This window comes from Myxosarcina sp. GI1(2024) (assembly GCF_053543375.1).
The window spans coordinates 1,243,174-1,262,128 of sequence record NZ_JBKGTY010000001.1 but is presented as its reverse complement, the minus strand read 5'-3'; the positions used below and the strand labels follow the sequence as shown (position 1 = coordinate 1,262,128).

Genomic DNA, 18,955 nt, shown 5'->3' with positions numbered 1-18,955 from the left:
TGCAACTGATGACAAATAACGTATAATTGCGTAAGTTTCGATTCATTTAACTAAGTATAACCAAGTGAAAATATTCGTCTACCATACCCCTGAAGAAACTCCTAAGGACTATCTTCCTGACTGTGCTGTAGTTATTGACGTTTTAAGGGCGACTACTACCATTGCCACTGCTTTAAACGCTGGTGCAGAAGCAGTTCGAGTTTTTAGCGATCTAGACGAATTAACCGAACAATCAAATTTGTGGCAGCCGGAAAAACTGTTGCGAGTAGGAGAACGAGGAGGAAAAAAAGTAGATGGTTTTGATTTGGGTAATTCTCCCCTCGAGTGTAAATCAGAGGTAGTAAAAGACAAACGCCTATTTTTATCTACTACTAACGGTACTCGTGCTTTAAGAAGAGTTGAAGCGGCTACTACGGTAATCACTGCCGCCCAAGTCAATCGCCAAGCGGCAGTTAACTTTTTATTAGAAAAACAGCCAAAAGTTTTGTGGTTGTTAGGATCGGGATGGCAGGGTGCTTATTCTGTTGAAGATACTGCTTGCGCTGGCGCGATCGCCCAGTTAATTTTGCAAAATAGCGACCTACCTCAAATAGATCTGATCGGTAATGATGAAACTATCGGCGCGATCGCGCTTTACAGTCAGTGGCGCAATAATCTACTCAATGTTTTTCGTCAATGCAGCCACGGACAGCGTTTATTACACTTAGACGGCGATGAGGATTTAAAATACTGTGCTAGAACTGATTTTTTGGATGTTCTTCCCATTCAACGTGAGCCTGGTGTTCTAGTTAAGTATCATTAGGATAGCCACATCCTAGGCGACAGGCTCTAATTAACGATCTGAAAATTGGTGTCGATCGCTAGCAAGGGCAGATCCTTCGTCAATTGAGAAATTACTTTGAGGGACAACTAACTAATGTTTTGTCAATTAAAAATTGACCAATGGTCACTCGCACGCGCTGGATTTTGCGAAGTCAACGCAGGCACCGGAATTCAATTTCGGTGTACCGTTGACATCCAACGACCGAGTGGCGGGTAAAGGGAAAGGGAGAAAGGTCAAAGGAATTTATTTTGACTTTGGAAAAATACTCATCAAAATAATGTTGACACAGCACTAATTAATTACTAACCCCAAACCAACAAATTTTGAACCATAACAATTAATATCGAGAGAGATGAGTTGACACTTGAGATCGTCAATAAATCTTACGAGAGATCGTTCGTTTTCTCTAACATCCAGTTTGACGAATTAAATATTGTTTTCGATTGAATTCTCGTTGGGCTTCGGTTAAAAAATCGTAATTATCAATTGGAGAACGCATATCCCACTGTGTTTCGGCAAATACTAATAGGCTAACTGCAGTAATGGTTCCCGTCGCTAAAAACTGCCAGCCAATACAGTATGGTAAGACTAACATACCTAGTAAGTGAATTCCACCGGCAATTATTAACGCACGCGACCGCAAACCCCATCCAGTAATTAAATAACCGAGGGCACTCAAACCCAACCAGATGTGGCAGAGATACATCAAAATTATTCCCAATCCTAGAAAAATACCCAGATCGGTAATAAAAACTCCACCTAACATTAATATTACCCAAGCATAAAGCACCCAGCGCAATCGTTCGACTTTGACCCAAAAATGAGTCAGTATAGTCATACTAACCGTGCCGACAATCGTCAGTACTGACCAAAAGAGGGATTGAATTGTCCAGTTAATCGGTGCAAACTGAGCTGTAAAAAAAATAGTTGCCGAAATCAACCCCCAGATAACAAAGACCTGGTCAATTCTCGTATAAAATTTAGACAATAAAGTTTTATTGTGGATTGCTAGTTTAATCTGCCACAATCCCTGAAGGTCTTGAAAATCTAGTGCTTCTTGTTTGCGACGAATAATTGGTTCCGTTGGGTTAAATAAAACCATACACAGCTAATTAAAAAAGTTTATTAAACTAAAGATATATTTATTTATCTTTACAATATAATAAAACAAAACATTATTGCTTAACTTCCTACTTGCATTGCCGTCCAAATTGTCCAACCATCGATTAGCCAGAGAAAGATAGTACAGATAAATAAGATCGAATATATCCAGGGTTGAGCGAGGGGACGAATATCGGTAGTATCAATCTCGATTTTAGTTTCAACTAACTTCACCATTTGGGCAAACCCCACTACTCGCATCGGTAATAAGTAGGCACGGTCTGCGCTTTTAGTGGTAAAGTAATAGACTAATCCTCCCTGTCCTGTAGTGCGCATTTTTAAACCTCGGACTTCGTTCCAATGTAAAGACCAACCTTTGCGGAAGAACTGCGGTACCCAATTCGGATAAGTTACCTGTATTTTTTCAGAATCGAGGATTACCCGTTGGCTCAAAGCTGCATTCAGAGAGATTGCCCCTAACAAAATTCCCAGCTACAACAGCCAAGGCGGTATGGGAGCATTGGTAAACTTAGCTAAAAAAGGTAAAGGAACGGTCAGCCCGAGATATAAAGAGGATAGAGTAATTCGTATAATTGGTGAAATTCTAAAAATATTCATAAATTATGCCCGAGCGACTACGCTATATCCCTCTCTCCAACGGCCTTTAGATTCAGTAGCACCAATATCTCCTAAAATTTTTATCTGGTAAGCTAGACCGCAGTTTTTACTTATAAACTGAAGAACGAGCGATCGCTTTAATTTATCTTTATCAGTTAGGGAAAAAACTGCTTTAGTCAAACATATTCGAACTACCTTGATGGCAATCTAACTCTTGGTTCGATCGAATCTCAGATAAGTCCCCGCCAAATTACCAGCTAAAAGTTTGGTCTCGAACTGTTACAGGAGGCATTACTCGCTCTAAAAAGATATAGGATAAAGTAGCTATTTGTTTTCAAACATATTAACATTTGTTAACTTAATTGTAGTAAGATTGTTAAACTCATGACTCAAGCTCGGACAATTTGGCTTTACGATACCACTCTAAGAGATGGCTCACAAAAAGAGGGAATAGCTCTATCTTTAGATGACAAGCTAAAAATTGCCCGTAAATTAGATTCTATGGGGATTCCGTTTATAGAAGGAGGATGGCCGGGTGCCAATCCCAAAGACGTACAGTTTTTTTGGCAGCTGCAGGAACAGCCATTAAAGCAGGCAGAAATCGTAGCTTTTTGTTCTACCCGTCGCCCTCATCAAGCTGCAGCCGAAGACCGAATGGTACAGGGAATCTTAGCAGCGGGAACGCGCTGGGTGACTATTTTCGGCAAATCTTGGGATTTGCACGTAACAGAAGGTTTAAAGACTAGCCTAGAAGAGAATTTGGCGATGATTCGCGATACGATTGAATATTTACGCGCTCGCGGTAGAAAAGTAATTTATGATGCCGAACACTGGTTCGATGGCTACAAGCATAACCCCAATTATGCTCTAAAAACTCTCAAAGCCGCACTGGAAGCTGGTGCGGAATGGCTAGTACTATGCGATACCAATGGCGGTACTTTGCCCCACGAAATCACTCAGATCGTTATTGAAATGGGAACGGTCATGCCAGAGTTGAACTCCGAGCGCTCTAGTGGTAAGCTGGGCATTCATACTCATAATGATTCGGGAACGGCAGTAGGTAACGCGCTCGCGGCAGTGATGGCAGGAGCGACTATGGTACAGGGGACGATTAACGGCTATGGAGAAAGATGTGGTAATGTCAATTTGTGTACTCTAATTCCCAACCTACAGCTAAAACTCGGTTACCAGTGTTTGCAAGAAGAACAATTAGCTCAATTAACTCAAACTAGTAGAGCGATTAGTGAAATTGTCAACTTAGCTCCTGAAGACCATGCCCCGTTTGTCGGACGTTCGGCTTTTGCTCATAAAGGAGGCATTCACGTTTCGGCAGTCCAACGCAATCCTTTAACCTACGAGCATATAGAACCTCGAGTCATTGGCAATCAACGGCGAATTGTGATCTCTGACCAGTCGGGATTGAGCAATGTTTTTCATTATGCCGAAAAGTTTGGTATTAGTTTAGATAAACAAGACCCTACCTGTAGAAAAATCTTAGAAAAATTGAAAACTTTAGAAAATGAGGGGTATCAATTTGAAGCCGCCGAAGCTAGTTTTGAATTATTAATGCGCTCGGCTTTAAATCAGCGTCAGCCAATGTTTCAACTGCGGGGATTTCAAGTTCACTGCGATCTCGAGCGAGAAGTAGCTCGTTCGGGCAGCAATGCATTAGCTACGATTAAGGTGGAAGTAGACGGAAAAAATCTGCTCGAAGTAGCGGAGGGCAATGGACCTGTATCGGCACTAGACCGTGCTTTACGCAGAGCTTTAGTTAAGTTTTATCCTCAAATTGCTAAGTTTCAACTGACTGATTATAAAGTAAGAATTTTAGATGGAGGAGCAGGAACGGAAGCTAAAACTCGCGTACTAGTAGAATCGAGTAATGGTGTCGAGCGTTGGACTACAGTAGGGGTATCCACCAACATTCTCGATGCTTCCTATCAAGCAGTAGTTGAAGGCATCGAATACGGTTTACTTCTAGAAACCGCTGAGAAAACCAAACTGACGAAGTAAACACAAGCCCTGCCGTTAACAATAAAGCTTTGGGCTGTCTATCACTGCGGAAAACCTTTACTCGGGGTCGCACCGCTTCCTCAAATTGACCAACGGTCGCCCGCACTGCACGCGGGTTGCGCTTGCGCAGTAAGTCGTAGACTCAGCCAGTCCGAAGGATTTGCCTGTCTCCGCAGTAATCTCTGACTTAAGGATCGGACGCAAACGAGACGTACGAGTTAAACCGATTAACAAAACTCAATTCTATGACTGCTCTTCCTCAAACAACTAGAAGTAGGCTGAAAAATATTCCTCAAACTGCCAGCATCTGGGAAGGCGACCGCCGTCCCCTGGAAAATATCGCATCTCAATTAGAACCAGACTTTGAAGCTGGCGGAGAATGCATTATTTGGGTAGACGGTATGGAAGGTTCGGTCAGAGCGATGGATGTCGTGCCTTCTAGTATGGGAATAGAAGCCATAGTGCGGACTTTATTGCGAGCGATCGAATCCCCTCAACATCCTACAATACCAGCGCGTCCTCAAAAAATTATTGTGCGCGATCGCGAAATTCAGTTTTTTTTGAGAGGTGCATTACAAGAACTAGAAATTGAGGTTGAATATGCCGCTAGTTTACCTTTAATCGACCGCCTATTTGAAGGATTCGAGCGCATGGGCACCCAACGACCACCTGCACTACCCCCTTTATATCAAACCCCGTTGGAAAACGCCGCACTACGAGTTTGGCAATACTCGCCCTGGGAATTGTTAGCCGATAGCGATATCTTAGAAGTAAAACTTACAAATTGTGGGATCGATACAATTTATTTGTGTATCATCGGTATGCTGTCCAGCGAATATGGAGTACTATTTTATCGTTCTTTGGAATCTCTCAAGCAGTTTCGCTGTGCAGTTCTAAGTGAGAGGAGATCGGAAACACAATTGGAAAAGGCATTTTTAGCGCAAGATTGTTGGTTTCTTAATTACGATGAATACGATGAAGTAGAAACCGACATCGAGAGTGAATCTAGCGAGTTCGCCCCCATGTTTGGCAGTCTGCATCCTTATGAGGGAATAAGAGCTTTTTTGGATGAAGAGGAAGCTAAAATAGTCTACGTGGCTTTAGAAACACTGCTTTGTTTTTGCGATCGCCACTGCCACCATCCTCTGCCAAAACCTTTAGCAAGAATTTCTGAAACCTATCAAATTGAACTACCCTCAAAAAATATCGAGGTCAAACCGAGGATTTCTACCACAATTTCTACTTTACCCGAAGTAACCGCCGAACTGTTAGTGATCGCTACTAGCGTTCGAGTTCCAGATGACGCTCGAGATACTCAAGTCAATCTTCTCCTGCAAGACAATCTCGTTCCCGATGATTCGCTGGTAACCATAGATAGCATTCCTTGGAAACTCGTCGAACAACTCAAACAAGAATCCAGAACTTACTGTCAGTGTTTAGATTTAGTTCCTCCAAGAGAAGAAGGATTACCGATAATTTTAATCCAAACTACCCGTCCCAAAGCTAAAGCTACCATCGAACGCATTAAATCCGCAGGAGGGTTGCGAGCAATTTGCTTCAATCCGGGAAAAGATCCTTACAGTGGAGATATTTTCGATCTCGGTATCTTACAAACTCAAGACGGCGAACTATATATCTTTGCCGAGTATGACCGGAATGTTCCCCAAGAGCTTCAAGCGATGCGCCGCTGGCATCGAGGATGTCAAAAAACTCAAGGTTATTGTGGATTGATTGTTTCTATGGGAGCGAAGGGCAACAGTCGCGGTAATCCTCAATTAAAAGATATGCTGGGACTGTTTGAAACTAAAGCGGTAGATGGAGAAGACTTAGGCATGGGCACCCTCGAGCTAATGCCTAATTTTGAGTTCTAGGACAAAACTCCTGGTTCAGAGTAATATTGTTGGCTGGAAAATTTAATTCAAAGTTTGCTAAGTCGCTTATTTCTCGCTTTTCCAACCCAGTCTAGTAGGCTGTTGATAAATTTTTCTGAGAGTATTGATATCTCTTGAGGAAATGGGCACGGGCTCGCGGACTTGCGAGTAATAGAGGGCATCGGTTAGTTCTAAACTATGTCCCCAAATACCTAAAGCATGACCCAACTCGTGGCGTACGGTAGCGAGTAGAGATTCGCCTAGAAAACTAGGGCTGATGGTGACGGTCATTTTGTGGGCGACAGTTGCTGTCTCTTCTCGAAGCAAAAAGCGATAATCGGTTTTAGCTGCGACCGCTCTGGGAATATCGTATAATCCAGTTTCAGGATCTAATTTGATTTCTCTCTTGGGTAGCAATCGCACTATGGTAATATCTGCGAGTCTGGGATTGTCTATCTCTACCAAAGGTAAATATACATTCCATTCGCCGATTGCTTCTCTTACCGTTGCCAACCATTGCTCGAAACGATTATGACTAGCGGTATTTTGAGCATAAGAAGACCGATCTATATATACCTTAATGGGAAATTCCGACCAAATTAGGTACCCCATCTGAGTAGACTCAATTCGGTCGAAGTAATCTCCAGCTCGTTCTCTATCTTCCCAACTGGCTAAAGATCCTGGTAAGGGATGGGGCTTAAGATCCGGTAGGGGATTAGCCGAAAACTGCGAATGAACTAATAAAATAACAGCGATCCCCACCAAAGTTTGTTGCCACCATTTCATTCGCCAACTCTTCATCAATTGACGCTCGAATTATCTCAACCAACCCGCACTTAAAATTACCGTCAACGCCATAAAAGTAATACTCAAACCCCAAGTAATTCGATTTAAACTTTTTTCAGCACTTTTGCTACTGGTAAATAGTTGTGCTTGTCCGCCAATACCGCCAAGTCCGTCACCTTTAGGACTATGTAACAGAATAAAAACAATTAATAGTAAAGCCGAAGCTGCCCAGATAATTTGAGCTAATTGATATGGTTTCATGGTTAAAAATTTAAATTGAAATTTACCGCCAATTATACTATTGTACGTCTTAATTTCATCTCACACATCAGTGGCTTGGTATTGAGTTTTGATGGTTGATGGTCGATTGGGTTACCCGAACCCATCGACAACGAACCAATTAATTGCCAAAGTCCGATGGATAAATGATAAACCAACGCCATTAACCATCAACGGCATTAGATTGAAATACGGATTGGAGTGCGATTTTTCCTCACTTCGTATTCGGCTGGTTGAATTAAGGATTTACCGGTCATTTCTTCAGGTTGAGGTAGCTGCAATATTTCTAAAATAGTTGGTGCTACGTCTGCCAACCGACCATCTTCCCTTAAGAAGACCTTACCACCGTGTCCGGGAATTTTGCGTCCCTCTCCTTCGATGAAAATCAAAGGTACGGGATTGGTCGTATGTGCCGTCCAGGGATTACCATCCTTATCCCGCATATATTCGGCATTGCCATGGTCGGCAGTAATTAACAGGGTTCCGCCGGCTTTATTAACAGTTTCAATAACTCTCCCCAAACAGCGGTCTACTGTTTCGATTGCCTCGACAGCCGCCTCCATATTTCCCGTATGTCCGACCATATCAGGGTTGGCGTAGTTGACTACAATGAGAGAGTAAATGCCCTTATTTACTGCTTGACACACTACCTCAGTTACTTCATCTGCCGACATCGCCGGAGCGCGATCGTAGGTTGGTACCATTGGGCTTTGGACTAGTTCTCTAGCTTCTCCTTCAAAAGGTTGTTCAATTCCCCCATTAAAAAAGTAAGTTACGTGGGGATATTTTTCAGTCTCTGCAGTACGAAACTGCTGCAATCCTGCATCGGCAACAACTTCACCCAAAATTTTAGTTAAATTTTGCGGTTTAAAGACTAATTCTACCGGTAAGGTAGAGTCGTATTGAGTAAAAGTAACAAAATGTAAGGGATTAATGTACTTACGTTCGAATCCGTTAAAATCCGGTCGAACAAAAGCATAGGTTAGCTGCCTAGCTCTGTCTGGACGAAAATTGAAGAAAATTACTCCATCTCCCGCTTTAACCGCTCCTGGCGCGATTCTAGTAGGGGGAATAAATTCATCGGTGATGTCTTGCGAGTAAAAATCTTTGAGAGTTTCAATCGCCGAGCGACCATTGCCTAAACTGTCTTGAGTCATAACATTATAGGCTTTTTGAACCCGATCCCAACGGCGATCGCGATCCATAGTAAAGTAACGACCGCTTACGGTAACAATACTACCAACCCCAGTTTTATCTATATATTCCTGAATTTTTCCTAGTGCATTAATGCCTTCGGTGGTATTGGTATCTCGACCATCGGTAATTGCATGAATGCAAACCTGAGAGATGCCGTTCAATTTAGCCAGATCTAGCAATCCTAAGAGATGGCTTAAATGTGAGTGTACTCCTCCTTCCGAACACAAACCGACGAGGTGGAGCTTTCCTCCAGAATCCTTGACTTTATCGCACACATCGACTAAAACTGGATTACGAAAGATCGAACCGTCTTCTACTGCATCAGATATTCTGACTAATTCTTGAGGAACAATTCTTCCTGCACCCAAATTTAAATGTCCTACTTCCGAGTTACCCATTTGTCCCTCTGGCAGACCCACATCTTTACCCGAGGTTTTAATTAGCTTATTGGGATAAGTTGTTAGTAGGCTATCAAATACTGGTGTTTCTGCAGTGGCGATCGCATTAGCTTCTGTTGCTTGGCGATGACCCCAGCCATCCAAGATAGCTAGCACCACTGGAGATATAGGTGCTTGAACCATAATTGTTACCCGATAAATATGACTGCTATGCACATTGATAATAGCACTGCATTCGCTTTAGTTCGATCGTATTTATCTTGATTTTTACTTTTTTAAGTCAACGAATACAAATATCTATTAATTTTTATTTACAAACTTAGTACGATATCTACAAAATAAATTATGTTTTATGTCCAATTTAGGCAAAACCTAAGTTTTTTCCCTGTGCGTTCGCTTTGTCAAAATATTATGACTTTAGCAGGGAATTAATGAGTCTAAACGCGATAAAATTTGCAGATCTTCTGCATCCAACTCTGCGGGGATGCCACTGCGAATCAATTCTGAAAACTCTTCGTTTGGTACCATAATGCTGAGAACGTATAAACGCTCTGCTCCAGTATTCTTCAAATAATGAGTTCCCGTTTTTGGCATTAATACACTATCACCACTATGAAGTGGAACTTCTTTGCCATCACAGATTGCCATGCCTTCTCCTTTAAGGATAAAAAAGATCTCAACTGCAAAGTTATGACGATGGGGAGGAGTTGCCCCCTCTGGATCGAAAATTTCTACACAGACAGTCAAAGAATCGTTAGCACTATCGGGATCGAAAACAATCGCCACGCGGTTAGTATCTTCTGGTTTAATACGATAAGTTTGATAATCTTTGGCGGTTTTGATGACTGGAATCATACAACGTTGGTTCATTATTGCTCCCTGCCCTCAGTTGCTTACTGATTACATCATATTATTTTGAATAGTAGCTTAAATGTCGATGCCAGTTTTAATTTAAAATGTTTTTACTTATTTTTACTTAATCTAGGGCGAAATTAAACTTTCAATTTTTAATTATTTACGCCAGATTGCATCTGCCATCAGACGAACATCATGCATTTCAGCTACATCATGAACTCTCAAAATATCTGCTCCATTAGCGATCGCCGCACAGCAAGCTGCCGCCGTTCCCCAAATTCTCTCTTGGGGATTATCTTTAGCAAGAATATGACCGATAAAGCTTTTGCGAGATACTCCAATGGCTAAGGGCAACTTCAAACTTCTAAATTCCGTTAATCGCTTCAATATTTCAATATTTTGTTGATAATTTTTAGCAAAGCCGATTCCGGGATCGATAATCAGGTTGGATCGCTCGATACCACAGTCGAGCGCTAGTTCGACTTGTGATTTCAGAAATTCCGCGATCTCTGCTAACAAATCTTGATAATCGGTCATTGTTTGCATTGTTTTCGGAGTGCCACGAATGTGCATTAAGATAATAGGCACGTTTAATTTACCTGCCGTTGGCAGTATCTGGCGATCGAAAGTACCGCCAGAGATATCGTTAATTAGATCTGCGCCTGCGGCGATCGCCGCTTCGGCTACTGCGGCTTTAGTGGTGTCAATTGAAATTGGAATCGAGCTTTCTTGACGCAGCTTTTTAATTATGGGAATAACTCGCTCTAATTCGGTTGCCAACGATACTTGCTGAGCCTGAGGTCGAGTAGATTCTCCCCCAATATCAATCAAATCGGCACCTGCAGCAATTGCCTTTTTGGCTTGCAGTATGGCAGATTCGAGATTATTAAACATGCCACCATCGCTAAAGCTATCGGGAGTTACATTGAGAATTCCCATTAAATAAGTTTTACGACCCCAATCAAACAAATGGTTTCTAATTTTTAACATTGAGAAATTATTTATTCTTGCATCTATAGCGGCTAAAACAAACTTAATTTATTTTAACCAAATAGGTTTTAACTATCTCTGTACCTGCAAAATATTAAAGCGATCGCCATAGTAACTGTCGCTTCGTAGCCATCTAGCAAACACCTCAAATTTTTACGTATATTTACTGACTTATCAGTGAAATTTGGGGGTTTATCAAAATTTGATAGAAGAAAAATAGTATAAATGCTGTTGTTTAGATAACAAGCTAAGAATAAGCTGAATTTAGATCCATAAATAATCGTTTTTTACTGAGTGAGATAGACCAATTACCTATCTTTTATTTGGAAAACTAAATTTTATAAAATGACAGCCTGTTTAAATAAAAGTATCAAAATAGATAGTTTATATTTGCTTCAGCAATATCAAACTTCTCAAAATACCACTATTCGCAATCAAATCGTGGAATTGAATTTTGGTCTGGTCAAAAAAGAAGCACATCACTGGATGAATCAATGCAATGAAAGCTACGAAGACTTGTTACAGGTTGGTTCGATTGGTTTAATCCGAGCAATCGAACGTTTTAGTATCGAAAAGGGTAATGCTTTTAGTTCTTTTGCAATTCCTTATATTAGAGGTGAAATTCAACACTATTTGAGAGATAAAAGCTGCACCCTTCGTATTCCCCGCCGTTGGTTAGAATTAAGAAGACAGTCGGTGGCTTTTGTCAATCAGTTTCGTGAAACTTATCATCGCCAACCTACAGATTCGGAAATTGCTCAGTACTTAGAACTCTCTCTTAAAGAATGGCAGGATATTCGACTAGCTTATCAAAATAGAAAGCCGATCAGCTTAGATGTTTCTGTTGACCACGGTCGCGATAATCAAACTAGTTTATGCGATTTAGTTGCCGATCCCAAGTATCGTAGTTTTCAACTAGTTTGCGAAGATAGAATACGCCTGCAACAAGCCTTAGGCGAATTAGAAGAACGTACTAGAAATGTTTTAGAATTTGTCTTTTTACAAGATTTAACTCAGAAAGAAACCGCTAAATTATTAGGTATTAGTGTCGTAACTGTTTCTCGTCAGCTTAAAAAAGGTTTGAACATACTCAAACAATCTATGATGACAGAAAAATGATAATATTCTCGAGTTTAAAAAATAATAAATGAATGTAGAACAATCGATGGCACAGAGCGATTTATTAGCAAACCCCTCGACTTAAATAAAAATCTTAGATTAATTAATAAAATAATTAGTATGAATAAAACTGCAATATTGTTATTAGCAAGTATTCTATCTTTATCCACAGGGGGTTGCTCGTATTTGTCCGATTTTATGGGACTCCGAAATGAAGCTGAAAATAAAATCGAACCTAACGGCATCTCAGTTAATACTACCGCCGATTCTGCCGTCCCAGAAACTCAAGTTTTAGAAGGCGAAGCAGCAGAATTATCAGATAATCAAAAAATCGTTGGTTTAATTCCAGTAACTAACCCCAATACTAGAGTCAGAAGTATTGCCACGGGAAGACAAGATCCCTTTTCAGCGATTAACGTCCAACCACAAATCGAAATTGAAGAAGATGACTCAACCGAAACTAACACAGAACTGCCTCCAAAGGTTACTAGCACGCCTACGTTTGAACCTTCAGACGACGAATTGTTAGAATCATCTTTAGAAGAAGATGATGAATTTTCGGAACCAACTTTAGCAAAAAAAGTGGTAATCACAGGAGTAGTCAAAGTCGATGGTAAAGATAAAATAATTATCAATGCTCCAGAAGAATCTACAAGTCGCTACGTAGAAGTAGGACAATATATATCTAACGGTCAAATTTTAGTTAAAAGCATTGACTTCAATAATTTTCCCACTCCTTTAGTAATTTTGGAACAATTTGGCGTCGAAGTTGCTCGGGAAGTTGGAGAATCAGCAGACTCAGAAGAAACAGAATTCATTTCGCAATCGGCTTCTAACAAGCTTCCGAACAGTTAGTTTGACGGGCGAACTATTATACCATGTCGTTAGCAAAAATCCGATTTTCCCAAGGCTAAATTGAAGAGCGACCTCGATTAGGAAATTGCGCCAGCAATCTGTGACCGACCGAAACTCTCGGAATTGCGATCGCCTGGCGTTTTTTTATTAAGTCTTATTAAGTACGATAAGCTTATATGATAGCTATAGAGATGGGAAATAGATAGAAAGGAAATTAATCCACTCGGGCTTTATAGAATAGATTAGATCTCTTGCATGAATAAATAATCAAACCTTTTTTCCTTTGACCTTTCCCCTTTTCCCCTAGCTTGAGTAGTTAATGATGATTCATGCAAGAAGTCTATTGTATCCGTTATCCGAACAGGCTGATGTCATTTATTACTACAGCCAAAATAAGACCTATGAGTAAGAAAGCAGAATTATTAGAAGCAATTGCTGGAAAAAATCGCGGTTTATTAGCCAGTGAAGTTGATAACGTCCGCGTCCTTTCAGCGATTCAACAGCTAGAAGATTGTAACCCCAATCCTCAACCAATCAAATCCCAAGAGCTATTAGAAGGCGATTGGCGATTACTCTACACGACCAGCAAAGGTATACTCGGTTTAGACCGCTTTCCCCTACTTAAGTTGGGGCAAATTTATCAATGTATTCGGACTTCAGAAGCCAAAATTTATAACATTGCCGAAATTGTCGGTTTGCCTTTATTGGAAGGTTTAGTGAGTGTTGTCGCTACCTTTGAACCAGTTAACAATCGCCGAGTCAATGTTATGTTCGAGCGTTCCATAATCTGTTTGCAGCGTTTTTTCGCCTATAGTTCACCGAGCAAATTTATTCAGCAAATAGAATCAGGTAAAAAGTTTTTTCCTTTAGATTTCGGCCTCGACCGTCGCCAACAAAAAGGATGGCTGGACATAACTTATTTAGATGAAGATATGCGTGTTGGTAGGGGAAATCAAGGAAGTGTATTCGTCTTGGCTAAAAAGTGAGCTAGCAACCTAAATAAAATCTCAAAAGTTTTCCAAACTAGCAGAGGAGAAGCGTTAGTCTCGTCTAGGGCATAAAAATCGGGCACGAGTAGGTAACTCATACCTGAAATATTTAAATTTAATGTAAAGCCCGCAGAGTCTGAATTAGAGATCGATCGCGAACTATTTTCTAATCTATATTGCTTTGCTTATTCCTACTTTAACTACTTTTTTCTAATTGATTCTACCTATTTAATTGCTTTGCTTATTCCTACTTTAACTACTTTTTTCTAATTGATTCTACCTATTTAGTTGATGTCATTACAGTCAGATTCATTACCAACAGAAATTATTCTTGCCAATTCTCGACGCTCTCTCGGTAAAATACATCTCGACTCTACGCCCCAACCTGGTAATTATCTAGAGTTAGCAGGAAAAACTTATGCTATTTTGGAACGACACCATCACTACCAATATAGAATAGGTGGTTATCGCCTGCAAAATGTTTCCGTGCACGTTCAAGAATTAAAACCAACTGACGAACAAAGCTTGCTCGAAGACCGCTGGGTGATAGGAGATGCTACCTGTCGTTATAATGCTCGTTCGGAAATTATGCGCTGTGCCGTTAATCCTGAAGGCCCTTGTCAAGATTGTCATCATTACGAAACTTAACCATTTCCAAGTTTAGTACCTATTGATAGACGCATTCCATTGACAAAATCCCAACCAGACTGCTGACGTTTTCCGGTAGGCTGTACTCGTTCGAGTAATAATAAGCCCGCTCCCGTTTGCACTATCGGTCCGAAATTTTTAATACTGCGGACGATTTCCCCTGGATTTCCTTGAAGTAAGTCTAAATCTGACCACTGCTGTTTTAGAGTGTCATATTTAGGAGGAAGCAGATCTAAATGAGTTTTAGTTACTGGTACCGTAGCCAAAACTTTTAATTTTCGCTCTTCATAGGTAGCCACACAACTAGGATAAAAACCTCTAATTCGATTGTGGATTGCAATTGCCTCTAGCGACCAATCGACCGCCAAGTCCGATTTACTAATTAAGGGGGCATAAGTTGCGGCAGAGTCGTCTTGAGGAATTGGCTTGATTGCTTGATGTTTTAGTTTCAATAGAGTTTCAATTAATAGATTTGCTCCCTGACGAGCCAGAGTTGCAGCTAAATCCTCGGCATTATCTAAAAGTGCGATGGGAGTTTCGCTTTTCAGTAGCATATCGCCCGTGTCCATACCTCGATCCATGAGCATCGTAGTAATACCCGTTTTAGTTTCACCGCGAACGATACTCCATTGAATGGGCGCAGCACCGCGATATTGTGGTAGTAAAGAGCCGTGAACGTTAATACAGCCCAATTTCGGAATCTGAAGAATTTCGGAAGAGAGAATTTGTCCGTAAGCAACAACTACAAAAGCATCGGCAGCACTACTTCGGAGTCGTTCTATTGTTTCTCGATCTCGTTTAATTTTTTGGGGTTGCCAAACTGGTAAATCGTGTTCTAGTGCCAATCGTTTAACTGCTGAGGGTAGAGTCTTGTTGCCTCTGCCTCTTCGCTTGTCGGGTTGCGTAACTACCCCAACGACATCAAAGTTTGGATGACCTAGGAGATTTTTGAGAGTCGGGACGGCAAATTGAGGAGTACCAAAAAAAACTATTTGCATATTATGATAAAAAAACCATCGCGATTGTGTTTCCAATTTAATTAATTTTCGTCAAACTGATAAGCTGGAATAAAAATTTGAGATTATAAATTGAGATTAAAGTAATGTCAAAATCAGTTCGGGCTAATACATTTGTCAGTGGAATGGCGATTGGGGGGGCTGTCGGTGCTCTACTGGGATTGTTAATCGCACCGCGTACCGGCAAAGAAACTAGAAAGATCTTAAAAAAATCTGCTGCTGCTCTACCGGAGTTGACTGAAGATTTGGCTAGCACTATTCAATTGCAAGCAGACCGTCTGGGAGAATCGACTACACGCAACTGGCAAGCAACTCTAATCAAACTGCGAGAAGCCGTCGCAGCAGGAGTAGCAGCCAGCCAACAAGAAATGGAGCGAGAAAAAGCTTCCAACCTACCGCAAAAGAGGTCTTATCCTCCAGAACAATCTCCTCGAACTTAAAAAAGCGCGGTCGCCCTCATGAATTATTCGCTCGATCCTATATTTTGGTTAGGACTGTCATTATTTTTAGTAGGATTTAGCCTCGTTGCCGTATTAATTGTCGCGATTCCCACGCTGCAAGAAGTAGCTCGTGCCGCTCGTAGTGCCGAAAAACTTTTTGATACTCTCAATCGGGAATTTCCTCCTACTCTAGAAGCAATTCGTCTGACAGGAACAGAAGTTGGTGAGTTGACCGATGAAATCAATCAAAGTGTAGAAAGTGCTTCCCAAGTAGTCAAACAAGTCGATCGCAGTTTGGTAAATGCTAGGAAAGGAGTTCGACAAGCCCAAACTAATACTCGCAGTTTAGTAACGGGAGTAAAAACCGCTTGGCGGGTCTGGCGCGAGCGCTGAAATAGTCATAATAGGCAAGAAAGATCGAGCTAAGCCAGCTGCAAAGTTAATAATTTTTCCGGGTAACACTCCGTACTCTGTAAAGCTTAGAATAATTAGATAAAGTAAATAATTACAACAAAATTAAATCAGTCTTAACACTAGCGATCGCAGACGGAGGTTTTTTTAGTTAATACACCATGCAAAACAATTTTACGCAGCGTTTCTTAACAATTTGGGGAGCTTGTATATTAATTTTATCTACTTGTTTTATTTCTCCTGCTCTGGCAGTGAATAATCCAGAACTACTGCCTGCCGAAGAAACTCCTGTAGTAGATTTGGCTAACTTTATACCTACTCTTCAAGAAAAGTCTTTAATTGAAAATTTAAATAAATTTGAAGCCGAAACCGGTTGGAAAATGAGAGTTTTAACTCAATACGAACGTTCTCCGGGTCGGGCTGTAAAAGAATTTTGGGGACTAGACGATAAAAGTATCTTGCTAGTAGCCGATGGTAGAGGTGGCAATCTTCTGGCTTTTAGCATTGGCGATGATGTCTATAATCTTTTACCTCGAACTTTTTGGATCGAGCTACAAACTCGCTTCGGTAATATGTATTACGTCAGAGAATATGGCGAAAATAACGCGATCGTTGAAGCGATGGAAACGGTTAAAGTTTGTTTGCTACAGGGAGGCTGTAATGTGGTTCCGGGTCTTCCCAGAGAACAGTGGATTTTAACTCTAATTAGTTCTACTGTCGGTGGTGTGATTTTGGGTATAGCTGCCATACCCCGTAAGCAAGGTCAAGGAATAGCATGGCAATGGGCATTAATTATGTCGCCACTGTGGGGAATTTTATTTATTGCTTTTGGTATGGGTCCGGTGGTGACTCGGACTCCTGAATTACTACCTTTGTTTCGTAACATTATTGGCTTTTTACTGGGTGCGGTAGTAGCTTTTCTATCTCCTACATTCAATCAAAATCCTACTGAGGAAACATAGACAGTAAAAACCTGAGTTCGATAAGTTTTGAAAATTGAATGATGTAGAGTGGTTAAAGGGCAAGGGGCAAAGGGCAAAGGAATTTGGCTAAAACTCTAGTTCTCTATATGGACGCGGTTTAAAAATTATTTTATTCGTCGTTCTACTTTCTTCTCGCCTGTAGCTGGCGATAAACTTCACGAAGATCTACTTGATGGTAAGCTAAAGCTACCAGAACATGATAGAACAAGTCGGCAACTTCAGAAGCGATCGCCTCTGGTTTATCGTCTTTACAAGCCATCACTACTTCCGCGCTTTCTTCCCCAATTTTTTTGAGAATTTTATTATCTCCCCCAGCAAATAGTTTACAGGTATAAGAACTTGGTAAAGGATTAGCGGCGCGATCGCTTATCGTGCGATAGATTTCGGAAAGAGTATCGGCAGGAGGCGCGGCTTTAGTACTATCTATCCGATGGAAACAGCTACGTTCTCCCGTGTGACAAGCAAGATCGCCAATTTGTTCGACCGTAATCAATAAAGTATCACCGTCGCAATCGTAGCGCAGCGAGCGCACTTTTTGAATGTGTCCCGAAGTAGCGCCTTTGTGCCATAATTCTTGTCGCGAACGACTCCAATACCAAGTTTCGCCAGTCTCAATAGTTTTTTGCAAAGATTCGCGGTTCATCCATGCCATCATCAATACCGTACCGTCTAAATAATCTTGGGCGATCGCTGGGACTAAACCGCGAGCGTCGAAGCGTATGAGCTCTAGGGGAATGCTGGACTGAAATGACATGGTGTTAAATAATAGTTGACTTGGAAATTATTTTCTCACATTAAGCAGAGCGAATTTGGTTGTAGAGATCTGTTTGTCGGGCTAAATGACTTATATTAAAAAGCGTAAACTCAATTTCAATAGGACATAGGATTTATGGCTTTAGAAGTTGGAACCACTGCACCTTCTTTTATCACTACCGACGAGGAAGGCAACAGCGTTTCTCTATCTGATTTTAAAGGTAAAACAGTAGTGCTTTACTTTTATCCCAAAGACGATACTCCGGGTTGTACCAAACAGGCTCAAAGCTTTCGTGATAGCTTCAGTCAGTATCAAGATAAAGACATGGTAGTTCTCGGGGTGAGCCGAGATGACCAAGCATCTCACAAAATGTTTAAGGAAAAATATGGTTTGCCCTTTACCTTATTATCAGACAGCGATGGCTCGATTATCAAAGCCTACGATGTTGATGGCGGTGGATATGCTAAGCGTGTCACCTATATTATCGATGGTGAAGGCAAAATCGTTCATGTCGATAGTAATGTCAACACTAGCACTCATGCGGGAGATATTCTAGCAAGCATGAGCTAAAGGCGGCTTTTCGATTCACATAAGTTTATTTTATTTAGCGAGTAGCGAGTAGAGTAACGGTTCGCTCTTGGCTGCTTGCTACTTTTTTTAAGCCTAAAGCTAGCTAATTGCTTGAAAGCTTTAATGGTGAAGCTCATATAACTGAAAATTACTATATATTAGTCGTTTCAATGGGATTGATAGCAATACCCGATCGCTTTATGACCTCGCAAAACTGTAAGATTTACTTAACACTTGCA

At 41.0% G+C, this 18,955-nt stretch carries 21 protein-coding genes and 1 pseudogene; 11 read left to right on the top strand and 11 right to left on the bottom strand.

Features of this window, described 5'->3' with window-relative positions; genetic code table 11:
* Positions 1 to 64 precede the first annotated feature (64 nt).
* Positions 65 to 802, top strand: coding sequence for a 2-phosphosulfolactate phosphatase family protein (locus ACLFKQ_RS06070; protein WP_448998954.1), 738 nt, complete (start codon positions 65 to 67; stop codon positions 800 to 802).
* A gap of 427 nt (positions 803 to 1,229) precedes the next feature.
* Here ACLFKQ_RS06070 and ACLFKQ_RS06065 read toward each other — a convergent pair whose 3' ends face one another.
* The 3 genes and pseudogenes from ACLFKQ_RS06065 to ACLFKQ_RS06055 all read right to left on the bottom strand — a co-directional run bounded on the left by ACLFKQ_RS06065 (position 1,230) and on the right by ACLFKQ_RS06055 (position 2,722).
* The gene (locus ACLFKQ_RS06065) at positions 1,230 to 1,925 is read right to left on the bottom strand and encodes a hypothetical protein (protein ID WP_448998953.1); all 696 of its coding nucleotides are present in this window, start codon (positions 1,923 to 1,925) and stop codon (positions 1,230 to 1,232) included.
* Positions 1,926 to 2,005: 80 nt separating this feature from the next.
* A pseudogene (locus tag ACLFKQ_RS06060) lies at positions 2,006 to 2,542 on the bottom strand (hypothetical protein).
* Positions 2,543 to 2,545: 3 nt separating this feature from the next.
* On the bottom strand, positions 2,546 to 2,722 hold the full coding sequence (locus tag ACLFKQ_RS06055; RefSeq protein ID WP_448998952.1) for a hypothetical protein: 177 nt from the start codon (positions 2,720 to 2,722) through the stop codon (positions 2,546 to 2,548).
* Between the two features lie 204 nt (positions 2,723 to 2,926).
* Here ACLFKQ_RS06055 and cimA point away from each other — a divergent pair, with 204 nt between their 5' ends.
* A complete protein-coding gene (gene cimA / locus ACLFKQ_RS06050) occupies positions 2,927 to 4,555 on the top strand; it encodes a citramalate synthase (RefSeq protein WP_448998951.1) in 1,629 nt (542 codons plus the stop codon).
* A gap of 245 nt (positions 4,556 to 4,800) precedes the next feature.
* Positions 4,801 to 6,426 (top strand): DUF6930 domain-containing protein, encoded by a 1,626-nt coding sequence (locus ACLFKQ_RS06045; RefSeq protein WP_448998950.1) that lies wholly within the window; start codon positions 4,801 to 4,803, stop codon positions 6,424 to 6,426.
* A 66-nt stretch (positions 6,427 to 6,492) separates the two neighbouring features.
* On the opposite strand, the gene ACLFKQ_RS06040 is transcribed toward ACLFKQ_RS06045, so the two are convergent.
* The 6 genes from ACLFKQ_RS06040 to folP all read right to left on the bottom strand — a co-directional run bounded on the left by ACLFKQ_RS06040 (position 6,493) and on the right by folP (position 10,931).
* Positions 6,493 to 7,212 (bottom strand): peptidase, encoded by a 720-nt coding sequence (locus tag ACLFKQ_RS06040; protein ID WP_448998949.1) that lies wholly within the window; start codon positions 7,210 to 7,212, stop codon positions 6,493 to 6,495.
* Positions 7,213 to 7,242: 30 nt separating this feature from the next.
* The gene (gene secG, locus ACLFKQ_RS06035) at positions 7,243 to 7,473 is read right to left on the bottom strand and encodes a preprotein translocase subunit SecG (protein WP_448998948.1); all 231 of its coding nucleotides are present in this window, start codon (positions 7,471 to 7,473) and stop codon (positions 7,243 to 7,245) included.
* 32 nt (positions 7,474 to 7,505) lie between these two features.
* Positions 7,506 to 7,655, bottom strand: coding sequence for a hypothetical protein (locus tag ACLFKQ_RS06030; protein ID WP_448998947.1), 150 nt, complete (start codon positions 7,653 to 7,655; stop codon positions 7,506 to 7,508).
* A 15-nt stretch (positions 7,656 to 7,670) separates the two neighbouring features.
* Positions 7,671 to 9,269 (bottom strand): 2,3-bisphosphoglycerate-independent phosphoglycerate mutase, encoded by a 1,599-nt coding sequence (gpmI, locus tag ACLFKQ_RS06025; RefSeq protein WP_448998946.1) that lies wholly within the window; start codon positions 9,267 to 9,269, stop codon positions 7,671 to 7,673.
* 234 nt (positions 9,270 to 9,503) lie between these two features.
* The gene (locus ACLFKQ_RS06020; RefSeq protein WP_448998945.1) at positions 9,504 to 9,956 is read right to left on the bottom strand and encodes a cupin domain-containing protein; all 453 of its coding nucleotides are present in this window, start codon (positions 9,954 to 9,956) and stop codon (positions 9,504 to 9,506) included.
* Between the two features lie 141 nt (positions 9,957 to 10,097).
* On the bottom strand, positions 10,098 to 10,931 hold the full coding sequence (gene folP, locus ACLFKQ_RS06015; protein ID WP_448998944.1) for a dihydropteroate synthase: 834 nt from the start codon (positions 10,929 to 10,931) through the stop codon (positions 10,098 to 10,100).
* Between the two features lie 345 nt (positions 10,932 to 11,276).
* On the opposite strand from folP, the gene ACLFKQ_RS06010 reads away from it, so the two are divergent.
* The 4 genes from ACLFKQ_RS06010 to ACLFKQ_RS05995 all read left to right on the top strand — a co-directional run bounded on the left by ACLFKQ_RS06010 (position 11,277) and on the right by ACLFKQ_RS05995 (position 14,542).
* Entirely contained in the window at positions 11,277 to 12,050 is a 774-nt protein-coding gene (locus ACLFKQ_RS06010) for an RNA polymerase sigma factor SigF (protein ID WP_448998943.1), read from the top strand.
* A gap of 120 nt (positions 12,051 to 12,170) precedes the next feature.
* Positions 12,171 to 12,905, top strand: a complete 735-nt coding sequence (locus ACLFKQ_RS06005; protein ID WP_448998942.1) for a hypothetical protein — start codon at positions 12,171 to 12,173, stop codon at positions 12,903 to 12,905.
* A 401-nt stretch (positions 12,906 to 13,306) separates the two neighbouring features.
* Positions 13,307 to 13,891 (top strand): PAP/fibrillin family protein, encoded by a 585-nt coding sequence (locus ACLFKQ_RS06000; protein WP_448998941.1) that lies wholly within the window; start codon positions 13,307 to 13,309, stop codon positions 13,889 to 13,891.
* A 294-nt stretch (positions 13,892 to 14,185) separates the two neighbouring features.
* Positions 14,186 to 14,542 carry a DUF6464 family protein gene (locus ACLFKQ_RS05995; protein WP_448998940.1) on the top strand — a complete coding sequence of 119 codons (357 nt, stop codon included), beginning with the start codon at positions 14,186 to 14,188 and terminating at the stop codon, positions 14,540 to 14,542.
* On the opposite strand, the gene fmt is transcribed toward ACLFKQ_RS05995, so the two are convergent.
* Positions 14,539 to 15,540, bottom strand: a complete 1,002-nt coding sequence (gene fmt / locus ACLFKQ_RS05990; protein WP_448998939.1) for a methionyl-tRNA formyltransferase — start codon at positions 15,538 to 15,540, stop codon at positions 14,539 to 14,541. The two genes, ACLFKQ_RS05995 and fmt, sit on opposite strands and share 4 nt — an antisense overlap.
* Before the next feature lie 104 nt (positions 15,541 to 15,644).
* Between fmt and ACLFKQ_RS05985 the strand changes: the two genes are divergently transcribed.
* The 3 genes from ACLFKQ_RS05985 (at position 15,645) to ACLFKQ_RS05975 (ending at position 17,371) form a co-directional block, all read left to right on the top strand.
* Entirely contained in the window at positions 15,645 to 15,998 is a 354-nt protein-coding gene (locus ACLFKQ_RS05985; RefSeq protein ID WP_448998938.1) for a YtxH domain-containing protein, read from the top strand.
* Between the two features lie 18 nt (positions 15,999 to 16,016).
* Positions 16,017 to 16,391 (top strand): DUF948 domain-containing protein, encoded by a 375-nt coding sequence (locus ACLFKQ_RS05980; RefSeq protein ID WP_448998937.1) that lies wholly within the window; start codon positions 16,017 to 16,019, stop codon positions 16,389 to 16,391.
* Between the two features lie 179 nt (positions 16,392 to 16,570).
* Positions 16,571 to 17,371 (top strand): TPM domain-containing protein, encoded by an 801-nt coding sequence (locus ACLFKQ_RS05975; protein WP_448998936.1) that lies wholly within the window; start codon positions 16,571 to 16,573, stop codon positions 17,369 to 17,371.
* A 142-nt stretch (positions 17,372 to 17,513) separates the two neighbouring features.
* On the opposite strand, the gene hisIE is transcribed toward ACLFKQ_RS05975, so the two are convergent.
* Positions 17,514 to 18,146: a bifunctional phosphoribosyl-AMP cyclohydrolase/phosphoribosyl-ATP diphosphatase HisIE gene (gene hisIE, locus ACLFKQ_RS05970; RefSeq protein WP_448998935.1), complete on the bottom strand. Its 633-nt coding sequence runs from the start codon at positions 18,144 to 18,146 to the stop codon at positions 17,514 to 17,516.
* A gap of 135 nt (positions 18,147 to 18,281) precedes the next feature.
* Between hisIE and ACLFKQ_RS05965 the strand changes: the two genes are divergently transcribed.
* Complete coding sequence (locus ACLFKQ_RS05965; RefSeq protein ID WP_448998934.1) at positions 18,282 to 18,716, top strand: peroxiredoxin; 435 nt, start codon at positions 18,282 to 18,284, stop codon at positions 18,714 to 18,716.
* Positions 18,717 to 18,955: the final 239 nt, after the last annotated feature.

Excerpts from the sequence above, each read along its gene's own strand:
- secG (WP_448998948.1), bottom strand. The coding sequence starts at position 7,473 with ATGAAACCATATCAATTAGCTCAAATTATCTGGGCAGCTTCGGCTTTA.
- ACLFKQ_RS05980 (WP_448998937.1), top strand. The coding sequence starts at position 16,017 with ATGAATTATTCGCTCGATCCTATATTTTGGTTAGGACTGTCATTATTT.
- ACLFKQ_RS06045 (WP_448998950.1), top strand. The coding sequence starts at position 4,801 with ATGACTGCTCTTCCTCAAACAACTAGAAGTAGGCTGAAAAATATTCCT.
- ACLFKQ_RS05975 (WP_448998936.1), top strand. The coding sequence starts at position 16,571 with ATGCAAAACAATTTTACGCAGCGTTTCTTAACAATTTGGGGAGCTTGT.
- ACLFKQ_RS06040 (WP_448998949.1), bottom strand. The coding sequence starts at position 7,212 with ATGAAATGGTGGCAACAAACTTTGGTGGGGATCGCTGTTATTTTATTA.
- gpmI (WP_448998946.1), bottom strand. The coding sequence starts at position 9,269 with ATGGTTCAAGCACCTATATCTCCAGTGGTGCTAGCTATCTTGGATGGC.
- ACLFKQ_RS06005 (WP_448998942.1), top strand. The coding sequence starts at position 12,171 with ATGAATAAAACTGCAATATTGTTATTAGCAAGTATTCTATCTTTATCC.
- ACLFKQ_RS06010 (WP_448998943.1), top strand. The coding sequence starts at position 11,277 with ATGACAGCCTGTTTAAATAAAAGTATCAAAATAGATAGTTTATATTTG.
- ACLFKQ_RS05965 (WP_448998934.1), top strand. The coding sequence starts at position 18,282 with ATGGCTTTAGAAGTTGGAACCACTGCACCTTCTTTTATCACTACCGAC.
- cimA (WP_448998951.1), top strand. The coding sequence starts at position 2,927 with ATGACTCAAGCTCGGACAATTTGGCTTTACGATACCACTCTAAGAGAT.
- hisIE (WP_448998935.1), bottom strand. The coding sequence starts at position 18,146 with ATGTCATTTCAGTCCAGCATTCCCCTAGAGCTCATACGCTTCGACGCT.
- folP (WP_448998944.1), bottom strand. The coding sequence starts at position 10,931 with ATGTTAAAAATTAGAAACCATTTGTTTGATTGGGGTCGTAAAACTTAT.
- ACLFKQ_RS06065 (WP_448998953.1), bottom strand. The coding sequence starts at position 1,925 with ATGGTTTTATTTAACCCAACGGAACCAATTATTCGTCGCAAACAAGAA.
- ACLFKQ_RS05985 (WP_448998938.1), top strand. The coding sequence starts at position 15,645 with ATGTCAAAATCAGTTCGGGCTAATACATTTGTCAGTGGAATGGCGATT.
- ACLFKQ_RS06000 (WP_448998941.1), top strand. The coding sequence starts at position 13,307 with ATGAGTAAGAAAGCAGAATTATTAGAAGCAATTGCTGGAAAAAATCGC.
- fmt (WP_448998939.1), bottom strand. The coding sequence starts at position 15,540 with ATGCAAATAGTTTTTTTTGGTACTCCTCAATTTGCCGTCCCGACTCTC.
- ACLFKQ_RS06030 (WP_448998947.1), bottom strand. The coding sequence starts at position 7,655 with ATGGCGTTGGTTTATCATTTATCCATCGGACTTTGGCAATTAATTGGT.
- ACLFKQ_RS06020 (WP_448998945.1), bottom strand. The coding sequence starts at position 9,956 with ATGAACCAACGTTGTATGATTCCAGTCATCAAAACCGCCAAAGATTAT.
- ACLFKQ_RS05995 (WP_448998940.1), top strand. The coding sequence starts at position 14,186 with ATGTCATTACAGTCAGATTCATTACCAACAGAAATTATTCTTGCCAAT.